A 14,678-nucleotide genomic window follows, 5' to 3' on the forward strand; every position below is an offset into this window, starting at 1 on the left:
TGTTGATTGGGCGGCTTCAAGACCACAAATTGCCGGTAAATTCAAGTCATGCGGTCGCACGGCAGTGTTGTCATTCGCGGCCCAGCCTGCGAAAGGAGGGCAGACCTCATACAGGAGACAGCCCCATGCGCATGCCCATCCCTCTTTTTATCAGCCTCGGCATGCTCATCACCATGACCTTTTTGTCGCTGGGCCTATGGGCCGCATTGCCGGCCGAGACTATGCTGCCGATCCACTTCGACTTCTCCGGAAATCCGGATAATTTCGCGCGCCCGACGATCGCTCTTTTCCTGCTGCCCGGCGCGATGCTGTTTGCGGTCGCCGTCTTTGTCGTGTCGCCGTCCATCAATCCCAAGGCGCTTGATCGCCCCGGTCTCTACACCGCCATCTGGCTGTTTGTTATTCTGGCGCTGGCCGTGGCCCACGGCTTCATCATCCGCGGCGCGCTCTTTGCATTACAGGCGCTACAGGGCTAATTCCGCCGGAACTTGTTGGCGGCATCGATCGCCTGCTTCTGCTGGTCTTCGTTAATGCCGAGATAGAAATCCTCAAGCCCGGCATCCTGCAGGCCGGCGCGCCGGGAGAGCACGTACCACTTGGCGGCTTCCACGGGGTTGGGTCGCGTGCCGAGCGCATTGATATAGAGATAGGCAAGCTTGTTCTGGGCGACCACATTGCCGCGCATCGCGGCAATCCTCAACCACTCGAACCCCTTGTCGTAGTCACGCTCGCCGCCGACGCCGTTTACATACCAGATGCCCATGTCCAGCTGGGCGGTGTCATAACCCGCCTTGGCGGAACGCAGCATCCAGTCACGCGCCTGCGCCTTCTTGGTCGGTGCAACTTCGCGAAGCGCCATGTAGAGCTGGGCCACGGCATATTGCGCATCGGCTACGCCCTGGCTGGCGGATTTTTCATAAAACGGCAGTGCCAGCTGCATTCCCTTTTCGCCGGGATTGTCGGAAATAAGGATCTGGCCCCAGTTGAACTGGGCCGCCGAATTCCCGGCTTCCGCCGCGCGACGCATGAAATCATCGGCCTTCTTTTTATCGGCCGGAACATCGCGTCCCGTCATCAACAGCAGCGCATACTGGAACATTGCTGCGGCATCGCCTCCTTCGGCGGCCTGACCATACCAGAAGGCAGCGCCCTTGGGGTCGCGCGCGATCCCCTGCCCCTTCGTCATCATCTCTGCAACCAATGTCTGCGCCGCTGCATCGCCCTGCTGCGCCCGTTCAAGCGCAAGCTTCATCGCCTCGACATACATGCCGCGCTGATAGGCGCCATAAGCCTCATCGACCTTGCCGCTATAAGTTTTTTCCTCAGGTGGCGCTGGCAATGCAGCACCCATTCGCCTGTAAAGCTCGACGCCGCCCGACGGCACCAAGCCATCAGGCTGCTGCTGCCGCTCCATCTTGCCTGCTTCCGGCCCGACCGGCCGGGTCACCGCCTGATTGGACTGGGCATGCACAGATGTGACCGCAGCCACAGAAACGAGCAGTGCAGTGAAGACTTTGACCGGATTGCGATACAGTTTTTTCGTCGATGGCATGCGACCATCAACCCTCAAACCGTGGCGCTTTTTCGTCCAGCAACGCATTGGCCTTGGCAACGGCTGCAGCGGGGCCATCACCACTGGCAAAAACGGCATCGCGCAACGCCACGAATTCGGCTCCGCTCTCGGCGACGGCGACAACCGATTCGGCATCGTTGCCGCCCATAGTGATGCAGGGGATCTCGATCATCGACGCCCACCACTCAGCAAGCGCAACGTTCTTCGGATGAGCTTCCGGCTTGATGTCGCCATCGAAACGGCCGAAGAAAATATAGTCCGGCCTCAATTCGCCAATCTCGAGCGCAGTATGCCGTTCCGCCGCACCGCCGGCTCCGACAATCATCTTCGGCGTGAACTTCTCGATCGCCTCACCCAATTCCTCGAGCGAACCCGACATGTGAAGACCATCGGCCTTGGCGCGACCGGCAACCCGGCTGTCACCGGAAATGATGGCGGCGGCTCCGGCATTCTGGATGATCTGCACCAGCACTTCCGCCCGCTTCTGGAATGCCTGATCGTCCAGCCCGTATTGCGGGAGGATGACCGATGCGACATCGCCACCCGACATGGCCTCCGTTAGAAGTTTGGCCTGGTGATCGGCATCGGCATCATCCGGTACGATCAGCACGATGCGGCAGCGGTTGTCCGGTTCTGTCATGTTCTTATCCGATCATTCTCGCCTTGAAGCGAAGACGTACCGCTTCAGCACGTTCCGCTCTGGTTTTATTCGGACAATTCGATAGACCGGACGGATTGCAGGATCAACACCCTCGACAGTAACCGCCGATGATAGATTTTCCCAGCCTGTCGTTCTTCCTCGCCGCAGTTCCGGCAGTCATGCTTGTCGGTCTGTCGAAAGGCGGCATCGGCGGCGCGATCGGCTTGATGGGCGTACCGATCATGTCGCTTGCGGTCGAGCCGGTCCAGGCAGCCGCAATTTTCCTGCCGATCCTTATTCTGATGGATGCTGTCGCGCTGTGGTCCTGGCGCAAATACAATGACCCGAAAACACTGCTGATGATCATGCCCGGCGGTGTGATCGGCATCGCCCTCGGTTGGGCGACGTCGGCCTATGTCTCCGACAATGCGCTGAAAGTGGTGATCGCTTCCGCGACCATTCTGTTCGCCGCCCGCTATTTCTGGCAGGTCTATGGGCGCCGGGGCGAAATCGTTGCCCCTCTCCCGCATCGCCCGGTCGCCGCAACATTCTGGGGATCGCTTTCGGGTTACGCCAGCTTTGTTGCCCATGCCGGGGGCCCGCCGTTCCAAATCTATGTCCTGCCGATGCAGCTTGATCCGAAAAACTACACCGGCGCGAGCATCCGCTTCTTCGCCATCGTCAATGCGGTGAAGGTGATACCCTATTTCTTTCTGGGTGCGTTGGATACGCAGAACCTGACCCTGTCGGCAACGCTTCTGCCTGTAGCACTCGTCTCGACAATAATGGGAGCGGCCGTCGTCAAGCATCTCAAGGCCGAAACCTTTTACCCGATGACCTATGGCCTCGCCTTTCTTGCCGGCCTCAAGCTGCTATGGGATGGCCTCCCGTTCTGAACAGGCCCGGATTGGGGATAAAACCAGGCTCCGGAAACAATTCTGGCCGCAGCCCGCATGAACCACGACCAGAACTGAAAATTGGGTTTTGCGCCGCTATCGGATCATATCCAAATCGAGATCCGCGGCTATGGCTCTATTAGCTTGCCTTAGTGGCGTGTAGACGCCTTGAGGCGCTGCATTTGGTCTTTGATACGCAGCTTACGACGCTTCAGATCGGCGATTTCCCGATCGTCAGATGAAGGAGACGAAAGAATCGCCTGGAGCTCCTCCTCGAGATCGCCGTGCTTCTTTTCAAGCGATGCTATATGAGCCTGGATGGTCATGTGGCATGTCCTTCCCTATTGCCTGCTCCGGCCACTCCATCGGCCGAAGCTTCAGGTTTACGACGGAAGTGTGACACGATCTGAGCTGTTTGTCGAAGGTGTTTTCGTGACAAGAGCGCGGCAAATTCGTGACGTTGGCGAACTTCCCGTTAACGCGGTTTGGTGATAGGAGCTTGCGCATTAAGCTGGGCCGGGTCACAAGCCCGGATCGATATGGGGACTTTAAGACATGGCCGATCAGGAACAGGCGGACAACCGGCTGGCGCTGGCAAAGCTCCGGCAGGAGCATGAAGACTACGACGCCGCGATCAACGCCATGATAAAGGTGGGCTGCGATGCGTTGCGCGTGCAGCGCATGAAGAAGAAAAAGCTCGCCATAAAAGACAAGATGACCCAGATCGAAGATCAGATCCTGCCCGACATAATTGCCTAGGAACGCTCAAATGGCCGAGACACCGCCCGTCGCCATCATCATGGGAAGCCAGTCTGACTGGGAGACCATGAAGAACGCCGCCGAAACCCTCGATGCCCTCGAAATCGACTACGAGGCACGCATCATTTCGGCACACCGGACGCCCGAACGCCTGTTCAATTTCGCCAAGGGCGCGCGTGACGAGGGCTTTCAGGTCATCATCGCCGGTGCCGGCGGCGCTGCCCACTTGCCCGGCATGGCCGCCTCGATGACGCCGCTGCCGGTCTTCGGCGTTCCGGTCCAGTCCAAGGCGCTTTCCGGCCAGGACAGCCTTCTGTCGATCGTCCAGATGCCGGCCGGCATTCCCGTCGGCACGCTCGCCATCGGTCGCGCCGGTGCGGTCAATGCGGCCCTGCTTGCAGCGGCCGTGCTTGCCCTCTCCGACGAGGACATCGCCTATCGCCTGGACGAATGGCGCGCCCGCCAGAGTGCCGCAGTAGCCGAATACCCGATGGACGAAGCATGAAGGCGCAGACGATCGGCATTATCGGCGGCGGCCAGCTCGGCCGCATGCTTGCAATGGCAGCCGCAAGGCTGAACCTCACCATCATCATTCTGGAACCGCAGGCCGATTGTCCCGCAGCTCAGGTCGCCAACGAGCAGATCACCGCAGCCTATGATGATCCTGCCGCTCTCGCGGAACTGGCCAGACGCTGCGATATCGTCACCTACGAATTCGAGAACGTGCCGGTTTCGGCCGCCCAGACGCTGGAGCGCTCGGTTCCCGTCTACCCGCCATCCAAGGCACTTGAAGTCGCGCAGGACCGACTGACGGAAAAGCACTTCCTCAACGACTGCGGCATCGAGACGGCCCGTTTCCATGCGGTCAACAGCCAGCAGGAGCTCGAAGCAGCTTTGGTCGACTTCGGTGGCAAGGGCGTGCTGAAGACCTGTCGCATGGGTTACGACGGCAAGGGCCAGCGCGTTTTCCGCTCAGCCAACGACTCACCCGCAGGCGCGTATGAAGCGCTCGGTTCCGTGCCCCTGATTCTCGAAAGCTTCGTTCCATTCGAGCGCGAGATCTCGATCATCGCCGCCCGTGCCAAGGACGGCACGATTCGGTGCTACGACCCGGCAGAGAATGTCCACCGCAACGGCATACTGCATACGTCGACCCTGCCGGCAAACATCCCGGCCGAGACAGCGGCAACCGCCCGTGCTGCGGCCGAAAAGCTGCTCGCAGCGCTCGGTTACGTCGGCGTTATCGGCATGGAATTCTTCGCCATGGCCGATGGCACGCTGATAGCCAACGAGATTGCCCCGCGCGTCCACAATTCCGGCCACTGGACGGAGGCTGCCTGCGTCATCTCGCAGTTCGAGCAGCATATGCGCGCGGTTGCCGGTCTTGGGCTCGGTGACCCGGACAGGCATTCCGATTGCGTGATGACCAACCTGATCGGCGACGACATTCTGACGCTGCCGCAATGGCTGGCAACCAAGGATGTGCTTGTCCATCTTTACGGCAAGACGGAAGCCCGTCCGGGCCGTAAAATGGGCCATGTCACCGAATTGAAAGGCCGGAAAACCTCGTCACAAGGTTGACATGGAGAAAGCCTCGGGTTATCTGCACCCCAACCTGAGGCGCGCCCCTATCTCTAGGGACTAGGCGGCGCGCTTTCGATTGTTAGAGACAAGCGGCTCTATGAGCCCACAGACTGCTGGACCAGTACAATGAAGATCAAGAACTCGCTTAAGGCGCTGAAGGCTCGTCACCGCGACAACCGTCTGGTTCGCCGTAAGGGCCGCATCTACATCATCAACAAGCAGAACCCGCGCTTCAAGGCCCGCCAGGGCTGATTGCTGCAGGCGAGTTTCTCGCCGGCAATCAAATTGTCGATAGCGCGACAATTCGGCTTTGACCTTCGGCGCATCCGGATTAACTTATCCGGATGCGCTATTTGCTTTTGAGCACACCTATTCTGGCTTTGGCCGCTCTCGCCCCTGTTGCTCATGCACAGGCGCCTCAAGCCGCCCCTCCTGCACAAGCCGTTCCGCAACCGGCCACCCCCGCAGCAGAATCAGCCGCCCCCACGACCGCAGCTGCAAAACCGCTCGACACATTGTTCGAGGTGCTGAAACGCGAGCGCGATCCTGAAAAGGCCAAGGGTATTGCCAGCCAGGTCATTGCCGAGATGAACGATTCCGGCAGCGCCACGGTCAACCTTCTGATGCAGTGGTCCGAAGACGCCATCAAGGAAAAGAAGAACGCCGCCGCGCTGGACTTCCTCGACCGTGTAACCCTTCTCGATCCTGCTTTCACGGAGGGCTGGAACAGGCGTGCTACACTTCACTACACGATGGGGGATCAGCGCAAGGCGATGGCCGATATTGCCGAAGTCTTGAAGCGTGAACCGCGCCACTTCGGCGCTCTTGCCGGCTTAGCGGGAATACTGACGGAAGCCGGCGATGACGATATGGCGCTGAAGGCCTGGGAGCGCTATCTCAACGTCTATCCAGCAGATCGGAAGGCACAGGAAGCCGTCTCGAAACTCTCGGAAAAGATCGCCGGGAACAGAACTTGAGCCTTTCCCAGGTTATTCTCCAATGATTCTGCCGCTTGCCCTTGTAGCCATTCTTGTCGCCGCGGCCTTCAGCTTTACCGCGTGGAAAAGCCGCCAGATTGAGCGGCAGTTTCCGCGCCATGGCGAACTGATCGATGTCGGCGGCTACAGGATCAACGCCCTGCACATTCCTGCACCGCCAAATCCCGCCCTGCCCCCGATCGTCTTCATCCATGGAGCAAGCGGCAACCTGCGGGACCAGGAAACGGCCTTCCGCAAGCTCCTGGAAGGCCGTGCGGAGCTTCTCTTCATCGACAGGCCTGGACATGGCTATTCGGAGCGCGGAAGGCCCGAGAACGGCTTTCCGGACGGACAGGCGGTAGCCATCAGCCGCGTGATGGATATGAAGGGCATGGAGCGCGCCATCATCGTCGGCCACTCCTTCGGCGGGGCGATTACTGCAAGCTTTGCCGTCTTCCATCCCGAAAAGACGGCCGGATTGCTGTTTCTCGCACCGGCAACCCATCCCTGGCCTGGCGGCGTGGACTGGTACTACAGGATTTCGGCCGCTCCCTATCTGGGCTTCTGGTTCACCCGCCTCATCAGCCTGCCCGCAGGCCTTGTTCTGCTGGATGGCGCAACGAGGTCCGTCTTCAGCCCCAACCTCCGTCGTGACCGCTATGTCGAGAAGGGCGCACCCGCACTGGTGCTGAGGCCTGAAAACTTCCGCAACAACGCGGTCGACGTCGCCAATCTGCACGACTATGTCACGCGCATCTCACCACGTTATAAAGAGATTACGGCACCAACCATTGTCATCACCGGCGACAGCGACCCGATCGTGCTCGAAGAGATCCATTCCCAAGGGCTTGCGCGTGATATAGCCGGTTCCGAACTGGTGAAGATCCATGGCCTCGGCCACAAGCCGGACTATGTGGTGCCCGACGTGGCAATCGCCGCAATGGAAAAGATCGCAGGCATGGACCGCGACTTGCAGGCATTGGCACGCATGGCTGAGGCGCGGCTGACCCAGTCGGGAACTACGAGCGAGACAACATTGGGAATGGCGATCGAAAGAAAGTGAAGCGTCACCGCTCTGGCGCACTGATTGCGCTTACAGACCGCCTTTGCTGCTCCACGCCCATTGCAAAACGACAAACGGCCGGATCGCTCCGGCCGTCTGGTAATTGCAAATTGTGTCAGCCGATTATGCGCCGGTCTGGCCGTCAGCGCCGATATAAGCGATACGCAGCATGTTCGTCGAACCGGGCGTGCCGAGCGGAACGCCGGCCGAGATGATGACGCGGTCGCCGGGCTTGCCGAACTCTTCCGAAACGGTGATGCGCGCAGCGCGGTTCACCATGTCTTCCAGATCGCTTGCATCCTCGGTTACGACGCAGTGCAGGCCCCAGCAGACAGCAAGGCGGCGGGCCGTCTTGACATTCGGGGACAGCGCCAGGATCGGAACATTCGGACGCTCGCGCGAGGCGCGCAGACCGGTCGTGCCGGACTGGGTGTAGGTGACGATCGCGGCAGCCTTGAGCGTTTCGGCAATCTGGCGTGCAGCAAGCGAGATCGCGTCGGAGCCAGTGGCTTCCGGCGTTGCGCGCTGTGCGTAAATGATGCTCGGATAAAGCGGATCCTGCTCGACCTGACGGGCGATGGACGCCATCATCGAGACAGCTTCGACCGGATACTGACCGGAAGCGGATTCGGCCGACAGCATGACGGCATCGGCGCCTTCGAAGACGGCGATCGACACGTCGGAGACTTCCGCGCGGGTCGGAACCGGAGCCGTGATCATCGATTCCAGCATCTGGGTGGCAACCACGACCGGCTTGCCTGCACGGCGGCAGGCGCGAGTCAGCTGCTTCTGGATACCGGGAACCATTTCGATCGGCATTTCAACACCAAGGTCACCACGGGCAACCATGACGGCGTCGGAAAGCTCGATGATCTCGTCGATGCGTTCGATAGCCTGCGGCTTTTCGATCTTCGACATGATGCCGACACGGCCGCGAGCAATCTTGCGGACTTCCGCCAGGTCTTCCGGACGCTGCACGAAGGACAGCGCAACCCAGTCGGCATCTTCGGTGGCAAGAACGGCATCGAGGTCGGCGCGGTCCTTGTCGGTCAGAACGCCGACGGTCAGGATCGTGTCGGGCAGGCTGACGCCCTTGCGGTCGGAAATGCTGGTGCCGGCAACAACGGTGCAGACGATCTTCTTGCCGTCGGCTTCGACAGCCTTCAGAGCCAGCTTGCCATCGTCGATCAGCAGGCGATCGCCGGCCTTGACCGCTTCGAGGATTTCCGGATGCGGAAGGTAGACGCGGTTTTCGTCACCCGGCGCTTCATTGTTGTCGAGCGTGAATGTCTGACCCGGGGTCAGTGTTACTTTGGTGTTGGCAAATTTGCCGACGCGAAGCTTCGGTCCCTGCAAGTCACAGAGAATACCGATCGGGCGACCCGACTTCTTCTCGACCGAGCGGATGCGCTCGATCAGGGTACGCATCATTTCATGGCTGGCATGGCTCATGTTGATACGGAAGAGGTCAGCGCCTGCTTCGTGGAGCTTCTGGATCATTGCCTCTTCCGACGATGCCGGACCGAGCGTGGCAAGGATCTTTACTTTGCGGTTACGCCTCATCAATTCTGGCCTTCTTGCGTACCGGGCGTGTCGGACAGCTGGACCATCCAGCTTCCCTGACGACCCGTATCATACTCTTTGAAACCCATGCGCTGGTGGCCACGGGTGAAACAATCATTGACGCCGACAATTTTGAATTCATTCTCGGCGACGCACATATTGATATTTCCGGTCCACCGCCCTCCGCGGGCGGCATCCTCGGCATAAAGATAATAGTATCGTGACTGCAGTTCCCCTTCGATCAGAGTAGCGCAGGTAGAAGCAGGAACCTGCCACCAACCTTCGGTATTCCAACCATCCTGGGCACGATAACCGATTGCCACCCCGACAAGATTCTGCGTGCCATTACAGACACGAAAATCAGCATGAGCCGGAGAAGCCATGAGAAGCGGTGCGCTTGCGCAAACAGCAAAAGCACCCGCCGGAACGGAAAGGAGCGAACGAAGATAGATTTTAATCGATTTTATCGGCACGGTTTCCGTCAGGTCTCCATGGTTATCGTGGAGGCACTTTCTCGCGCGCAACGGGCAGAAAGTCAACGAAGCTGTGGTTGATTGCGTCGCCCTGCCGCTACGCTTGCTTAAATTTGTTTCATCCCCCTGCACGGGCTTGCTTTTTGACAAGCACAGGCCGCCTCTCTTGCGCCAAAACGGCTGTCATGCGATCACCAAACTCACAACATAATCGTTTGAAATGTACGTGAGCATGCAGAATTTCCAATCGTTCGAAATCATAGACGGCAACTATGACACAGGCATGGTGCTTCTCGCAGATCACGCCATGAACCGCCTTCCTTCGAAATATGGCAGTCTTGGCCTACCCGACAGCGCCTTTCTCAGGCACATCGCTTTCGATATCGGCGTCGAGGGCCTGACACGCAGGCTTGCCGCCATGCTCGGCGTGCCGGCAGTGCTCGGTTGCTTCTCGCGCCTATTGATCGATCCGAACCGTGGCGAGGACGATCCGACCCTGATCATGAAGATTTCCGACGGCGCGATCATTCCCGGCAATCACCCCATTACCGATGAAGAATGGCAAACCCGCCTCGACACCTACCACCGGCCTTATCACCGCGCCGTCGAACAGACGATAGCCAAGGCCTCGACATCCGGCCGGGCGCCTCTGGTGCTTTCAATACATTCCTTCACTCCCTACTGGAAGGATTTCGCAAGGCCCTGGCATGCAGCAGTGTTATGGGACAGCGACGACAGGGCAGTCTTGCCACTTCTGTCAAAACTTCGCGAACCGGGCGATATCGTTATCGGCGACAACGAGCCTTATGATGGCGCCTTGAAGGGCGACACGATGTATCGCCACTGCATGATCCCCGGCATTCCGCACACGCTTCTGGAAGTGAGGCAGGACCTGATCGGCGATGATGCAGGCATGGATGCCTGGGCGGCAAGGCTTGCGCCGATCTTTACCTCGCTCAACGCAGACCCCAAATTGCATGAATACAGGATTTTCCCGTCGCGTACCGGCCCCTACCCCGCCGTGTGACGAGAGCAGTCAGGAGACGTTCCCATGACCGAACTCAGCAAACAACAACAAACCGAGCTTGAAGCGGCGGCATTTCGCCGGCTCGTCCAGCATCTGCGTGAACGGAGCGACGTCCAGAATATCGACATGATGAATCTGGCAGGCTTTTGCCGGAACTGTCTGTCCAACTGGTATCGCGATGCAGCGACCGAGGCAGGACTGGACCTTTCAAAAGAGGCTTCCCGCGAGATCGTCTACGGCATGCCTTATGAAGACTGGAAGAACCTTCACCAGATGGAAGCAAGCGACGCTCAAAAAGCCGCATTCGAGATCAACAAGCCGCCGCATGGCTGAATTGGCATTGGCGATTGATTAGGCTTGACCTTGCGCCTGCTTTTCGGCACTTGACCACTATCCAATAGAGATTTCCATTATCAGGAGACACCGATGTCTGATGCTCATGGCGTCGCCCGCGACCAGCTCCGCGCTTTTGTAGAGCGCATTGAACGACTTGAAGAAGAAAAGAAGACGATCGCAGACGACATCAAGGACGTCTATGGCGAAGCGAAGTCGATGGGCTACGACACCAAGATCATGAAAAAGGTCATCGCCCTTCGCAAGAAGGATGACCAGGAGCGCATGGAAGAGGACCTGATCCTCGACACCTACCTCAGCGCCCTCGGCATGATCCCGGGCGCCGGCACCGACGAGGAAGAAGCCGCCTGATCCGCTTTTCAAAGCCCGCCCTTTGAAGGCGGGCTTTTTCTTTTGCGCCTGATGCAGCAAATCTCCCTTCGCGCGAGTTTCCAATGGCAGATCACGACGTCATCGTTATCGGCGCAGGCTTTACCGGCCTTACCGCGGCCACGGACCTGATGGCGGCCGGCCTTGATGTCATCGTGGTCGAGGCCCGCAACCGCGTCGGCGGCCGGGTGGAATCGGAATATTTGCCAAACGGGACACGCATCGATACCGGCGGCCAGTTCCTATGCCGTGACATGACCCATCTGGTCGAGACGGCGCAGCGCTTCGGAGCACGCACCGTTTTCTCTCATGTCGATGGAGAACAATCCTATCGCCCCGCCATTCCACCCGAACAAGGTGATGCCATCTGGAACGGCGTGGAGCAGTTGCGCGAGCGAATGCGCTCCATCGATCTCGCCGATCCTACATTCTCGGGTCTGACCGTGGGGCAATGGATCGACGGCCAGACCGACATGCCTTCGGACGTCACCGGCTCCTTCCGAAGACTGATCAAGGGGTTGTGGTGCCGCGCGCCGGAAGACGTGGCGCTTGCCTATCTCGTCTCGAACGACCGGCGGATTACCAATATCTATCCCGAACTTGAGATGTTCATGCGTGACACCATGCACGCGCTGGCCGACCGTTTAGCGGCGGGCCTCGATGACCGACTGAGACTATCCGCCCCCGCCACCTCTATCACCATCATGGAAGATGAGGTTGAAGTGGATGTCGAGGGACGTGCGCTCACTGCAGGACATGTGATCATTGCCGTACCGCCCGTCATGGCGCGAAGAATAGAAATATCGCCACCGCTTCCAGCTGAACTCGAAAGGGCACTTTCTGCCTGGGAGCCGGGTTGTGCGATCAAGCTGCAGATCGGCTACAGGACACCATTCTGGCGCGACAAGGGACTGAGCGGGTCGGTCATGTGGAGCGATCCGCAGGGCATCTACGCCTGCGACGCCAGCCATGACGATTATTTCGGCATCGTCGTCTTTCTTGGCGGACCGCTGGCCTCGGAATGGCACAAGCGACCGCAGACCGAGCTGGCGAACTTCGTCACGTCAGAACTCAGCGCCGCATTGGGAGGGAAAGGTCACGAACCGGTTTCCGTCTGCATTCGCGATTGGGTCAACGATGCTTGGAGCGATGGTGCCTATAGCGACGTCATCACCGACCTTGAGGCCACGGATGCGGAAGAGATCCTGCTCAAGGGACTGCCGCGCCTGCATTTTGCCTGTTCGGAGCTGTCGCCGTCTTTCCCTGGATATATCGAGGGTGCGATCGTCGCCGGAAAACTGGCTGCGCAGTCTATCTTGAAAGACAGAGAATAGACTTCAGCTCGGGTAAGCCTAGCCGAGCATCAATCAGCTTCAAAACGGGGATCAGTTGGAGCCGCTGAAACGATTGGGATCGATCTTCACTGCGGCAGCAACCGGCTTGAAGCCCTCGCTCGCATAGGCCGCCGAATATTCGCTGTTCAGCGTGCGGGTCACCACCCGCGGCGCCTTCATCGAAACCACGTCGCCCGAGCGCTTGTTGTCCAGCGCCCATTTCTCCAGCGTATCCTTGGTCAGGTTGCCGGAAGCCGGTGCTAGGTCAGGCTTCGTCGATCGGCCACCCTTGGTCGGCACTGCGGAAGCTGCTGCAGCGACCCACTTGGGCGTATCGAAACCATCGCCGAAATGACCGGAAGCCGAAGGTGCCTGGATAACCTTTTTCGGTAGTGCTGCAACTTCCGTCGGCTTGCGCGCCTGAGAATGCAAAGGTGCCGGAGTAGCACCGGCCTCATCGCTGACAGCACGAATACCGGCCGCTGCTCTGCGATCATCATCGACACTGCGGGAAAGGGCTGCGACCAGTTCAGGCGTCAAGGCTTGCTCATTTTCCCTTGCCCGTTCCGCCGGTTGCGGAGCTGGCACCATTGCGGCAACCTGCGCGACAGCCGGACGGTGAGCAGGAAGCGGTACGCCCGACACATCCTGCAGCGAAGGCGGAACATCGCCCAGCGACGCCATCATGTTTGATGTGTCGGCATCAGCCTTCGTCCCGCGCGAACCGAGCAAGGTCGGCACCGGAACGGCGTATTTCGTCAGATCTTCGAAGCTTTCACCTTGAGGCCTGCTGTTAACAGCCGCAGCGGCCTGAAGCGCAAGCGCCTCCTGGGCAGGATTACGCTGTTGCGAATAGAGAGCAGTTGCAAGTGCACCCGGGCCGTCCTGGCGGAAGGCTGGGCGTGAAGCGGGAACCGGCGCCGTGATATTCTCCGGCTGCGGCGCCTGCTGAGGCTGGGCCGAAGCGACCATCACACCCGGCAGCGGAGCGGCGGCAGGTGCTTCGTCCTCTGCATCAGCCGGCCGGCTTGCAGGCGCGGAGGGCCGCGGCGACGCAATGGCTGGCGTGCTGCTTTCACCATTATCCTCTTCTTCGTCGGCACCGCCGCCAAAGAGAGTTGCGAGGAAGCCGCGGCGCTTGCGTTCAGCAGCGGGCGCGCCGCCGGCCGTCGATGCGATCTCGATCGAGCTTGAACCGACACGTTTCTTGTAATCTGCGAGCGCCTGATCATAGCCTGGAAGCGGCTGACCATCTGCCGGAAGATGCAGCGTATTGCCCTTCGGGAAAATCTGCACCAGCTCCTGGCGCGACATACGCGGCCATGCACGCACGCCACCGACGTCCAGATGCACGAAAGGTGAACCGGATGTCGGATAGAAGCCGACGCCACCGACCTGCATCTGCATCGCGAGCGCACGCAGCGTCGCAAGCTTCACGCCGGGAATGTAGAAATCCATGGCCTTGCCGAGCATGTGCTGGCTGTTCTTCGCCACGCCGGTATTGCGCGAGCGACCGCGCAGCATGCCGTTGGTGGTCGGCGAACGATAGGCAGAGACGACGTGGATGTAATCTTTTGCGCCACTGCGCCGATAGACTTCCCAGACGAGATCGAAAAGACGCGGGTCCATCTTTGTCGGCTCGTTCTTGCGCCAGTCGCGCAGGAAGTTGTTGATCTGCTGGAGACCCTTGGGATCGAAGCGGCCGTTACGCTTGAACGTAATCTCGGCCTTTTCGCCGGTATGGATGAAATAGAGCTTGAGGCTGCGGTTTTCCGCAGCCGCCTCGGACACATGCACAGACCAGATGGAAGCGGCAACGACAGCAAGTGCCGCACCTTGAGCGGCACGCCTGGTCAGCGATTGAAAGGCCTTTAGGACGAGGCGATGAACGCCTGTGCCCGAAGGCATTTCTTTTGCATTCAAATCAGGCAAAGCGATCCCCGTCCTGCAGACAACGTCCCTCGTTGTCCCATTTGGCTGACAATTGCGGTCACACGATGGCAAATCTGCCACACATGTACAAGCATCTCTCTTATAGTCAATGATGTGCTAAAGAGAGATTGACA

Annotated in this window: 18 protein-coding genes; 12 read left to right on the top strand and 6 right to left on the bottom strand. The window is 59.3% G+C overall.

The genetic code is table 11. The features are described 5' to 3' along the window. The first annotated feature begins 125 nt into the window (after positions 1-125). Positions 126-476 (top strand): DUF1648 domain-containing protein, encoded by a 351-nt coding sequence (locus ACI3K0_RS04500; protein WP_148143539.1) that lies wholly within the window; start codon positions 126-128, stop codon positions 474-476. Here the strand turns inward: ACI3K0_RS04500 and ACI3K0_RS04505 are convergent. After that, positions 473-1,552 (bottom strand): tetratricopeptide repeat protein, encoded by a 1,080-nt coding sequence (locus tag ACI3K0_RS04505; RefSeq protein ID WP_246435700.1) that lies wholly within the window; start codon positions 1,550-1,552, stop codon positions 473-475. The genes ACI3K0_RS04500 and ACI3K0_RS04505 overlap by 4 nt on opposite strands. Before the next feature lie 7 nt (positions 1,553-1,559). Beyond that, complete coding sequence (locus ACI3K0_RS04510) at positions 1,560-2,213, bottom strand: thiamine phosphate synthase (RefSeq protein ID WP_206823039.1); 654 nt, start codon at positions 2,211-2,213, stop codon at positions 1,560-1,562. 128 nt (positions 2,214-2,341) lie between these two features. On the opposite strand from ACI3K0_RS04510, the gene ACI3K0_RS04515 reads away from it, so the two are divergent. Further along, positions 2,342-3,109, top strand: a complete 768-nt coding sequence (locus ACI3K0_RS04515) for a sulfite exporter TauE/SafE family protein (RefSeq protein WP_404944979.1) — start codon at positions 2,342-2,344, stop codon at positions 3,107-3,109. Between the two features lie 149 nt (positions 3,110-3,258). On the opposite strand, the gene ACI3K0_RS04520 is transcribed toward ACI3K0_RS04515, so the two are convergent. Further along, positions 3,259-3,435 (bottom strand): YdcH family protein, encoded by a 177-nt coding sequence (locus tag ACI3K0_RS04520; protein WP_148143532.1) that lies wholly within the window; start codon positions 3,433-3,435, stop codon positions 3,259-3,261. A 229-nt stretch (positions 3,436-3,664) separates the two neighbouring features. On the opposite strand from ACI3K0_RS04520, the gene ACI3K0_RS04525 reads away from it, so the two are divergent. From ACI3K0_RS04525 to ACI3K0_RS04550, 6 genes are all read left to right on the top strand, one after another. After that, positions 3,665-3,868 carry a YdcH family protein gene (locus tag ACI3K0_RS04525; RefSeq protein ID WP_112454343.1) on the top strand — a complete coding sequence of 68 codons (204 nt, stop codon included), beginning with the start codon at positions 3,665-3,667 and terminating at the stop codon, positions 3,866-3,868. A 10-nt stretch (positions 3,869-3,878) separates the two neighbouring features. Continuing rightward, on the top strand, positions 3,879-4,373 hold the full coding sequence (purE, locus tag ACI3K0_RS04530; protein WP_119941029.1) for a 5-(carboxyamino)imidazole ribonucleotide mutase: 495 nt from the start codon (positions 3,879-3,881) through the stop codon (positions 4,371-4,373). Next, complete coding sequence (locus ACI3K0_RS04535) at positions 4,370-5,449, top strand: 5-(carboxyamino)imidazole ribonucleotide synthase (protein ID WP_404944980.1); 1,080 nt, start codon at positions 4,370-4,372, stop codon at positions 5,447-5,449. Before purE ends, ACI3K0_RS04535 begins: the two co-directional genes overlap by 4 nt. A gap of 129 nt (positions 5,450-5,578) precedes the next feature. Further along, entirely contained in the window at positions 5,579-5,704 is a 126-nt protein-coding gene (ykgO, locus tag ACI3K0_RS04540) for a type B 50S ribosomal protein L36 (RefSeq protein WP_006726873.1), read from the top strand. 92 nt (positions 5,705-5,796) lie between these two features. Further along, on the top strand, positions 5,797-6,429 hold the full coding sequence (locus tag ACI3K0_RS04545; protein WP_404944981.1) for a hypothetical protein: 633 nt from the start codon (positions 5,797-5,799) through the stop codon (positions 6,427-6,429). 22 nt (positions 6,430-6,451) lie between these two features. Beyond that, positions 6,452-7,492, top strand: coding sequence for an alpha/beta fold hydrolase (locus tag ACI3K0_RS04550; RefSeq protein ID WP_404944982.1), 1,041 nt, complete (start codon positions 6,452-6,454; stop codon positions 7,490-7,492). 123 nt (positions 7,493-7,615) lie between these two features. On the opposite strand, the gene pyk is transcribed toward ACI3K0_RS04550, so the two are convergent. Continuing rightward, positions 7,616-9,055, bottom strand: coding sequence for a pyruvate kinase (pyk, locus tag ACI3K0_RS04555; protein WP_148143521.1), 1,440 nt, complete (start codon positions 9,053-9,055; stop codon positions 7,616-7,618). Continuing rightward, a complete protein-coding gene (locus tag ACI3K0_RS04560) occupies positions 9,055-9,438 on the bottom strand; it encodes a DUF1036 domain-containing protein (RefSeq protein ID WP_223218398.1) in 384 nt (127 codons plus the stop codon). Before ACI3K0_RS04560 ends, pyk begins: the two co-directional genes overlap by 1 nt. Before the next feature lie 322 nt (positions 9,439-9,760). Between ACI3K0_RS04560 and ACI3K0_RS04565 the strand changes: the two genes are divergently transcribed. The 4 genes from ACI3K0_RS04565 (at position 9,761) to ACI3K0_RS04580 (ending at position 12,612) form a co-directional block, all read left to right on the top strand. Then, entirely contained in the window at positions 9,761-10,555 is a 795-nt protein-coding gene (locus ACI3K0_RS04565) for an N-formylglutamate amidohydrolase (RefSeq protein ID WP_206823866.1), read from the top strand. Positions 10,556-10,579: 24 nt separating this feature from the next. Continuing rightward, positions 10,580-10,888 (top strand): DUF1244 domain-containing protein, encoded by a 309-nt coding sequence (locus ACI3K0_RS04570; RefSeq protein ID WP_206823047.1) that lies wholly within the window; start codon positions 10,580-10,582, stop codon positions 10,886-10,888. Positions 10,889-10,981: 93 nt separating this feature from the next. Further along, positions 10,982-11,260 (top strand): DUF2312 domain-containing protein, encoded by a 279-nt coding sequence (locus ACI3K0_RS04575; RefSeq protein ID WP_112454363.1) that lies wholly within the window; start codon positions 10,982-10,984, stop codon positions 11,258-11,260. A gap of 83 nt (positions 11,261-11,343) precedes the next feature. Continuing rightward, positions 11,344-12,612, top strand: a complete 1,269-nt coding sequence (locus ACI3K0_RS04580) for a flavin monoamine oxidase family protein (RefSeq protein ID WP_404944983.1) — start codon at positions 11,344-11,346, stop codon at positions 12,610-12,612. A gap of 51 nt (positions 12,613-12,663) precedes the next feature. On the opposite strand, the gene ACI3K0_RS04585 is transcribed toward ACI3K0_RS04580, so the two are convergent. Further along, complete coding sequence (locus ACI3K0_RS04585; RefSeq protein ID WP_404944984.1) at positions 12,664-14,520, bottom strand: DUF882 domain-containing protein; 1,857 nt, start codon at positions 14,518-14,520, stop codon at positions 12,664-12,666. Positions 14,521-14,678: the final 158 nt, after the last annotated feature.

It is taken from the genome of Rhizobium sp. ZW T2_16 (genome assembly GCF_044987325.1).
Taxonomy (GTDB): domain Bacteria; phylum Pseudomonadota; class Alphaproteobacteria; order Rhizobiales; family Rhizobiaceae; genus Neorhizobium; species Neorhizobium cellulosilyticum.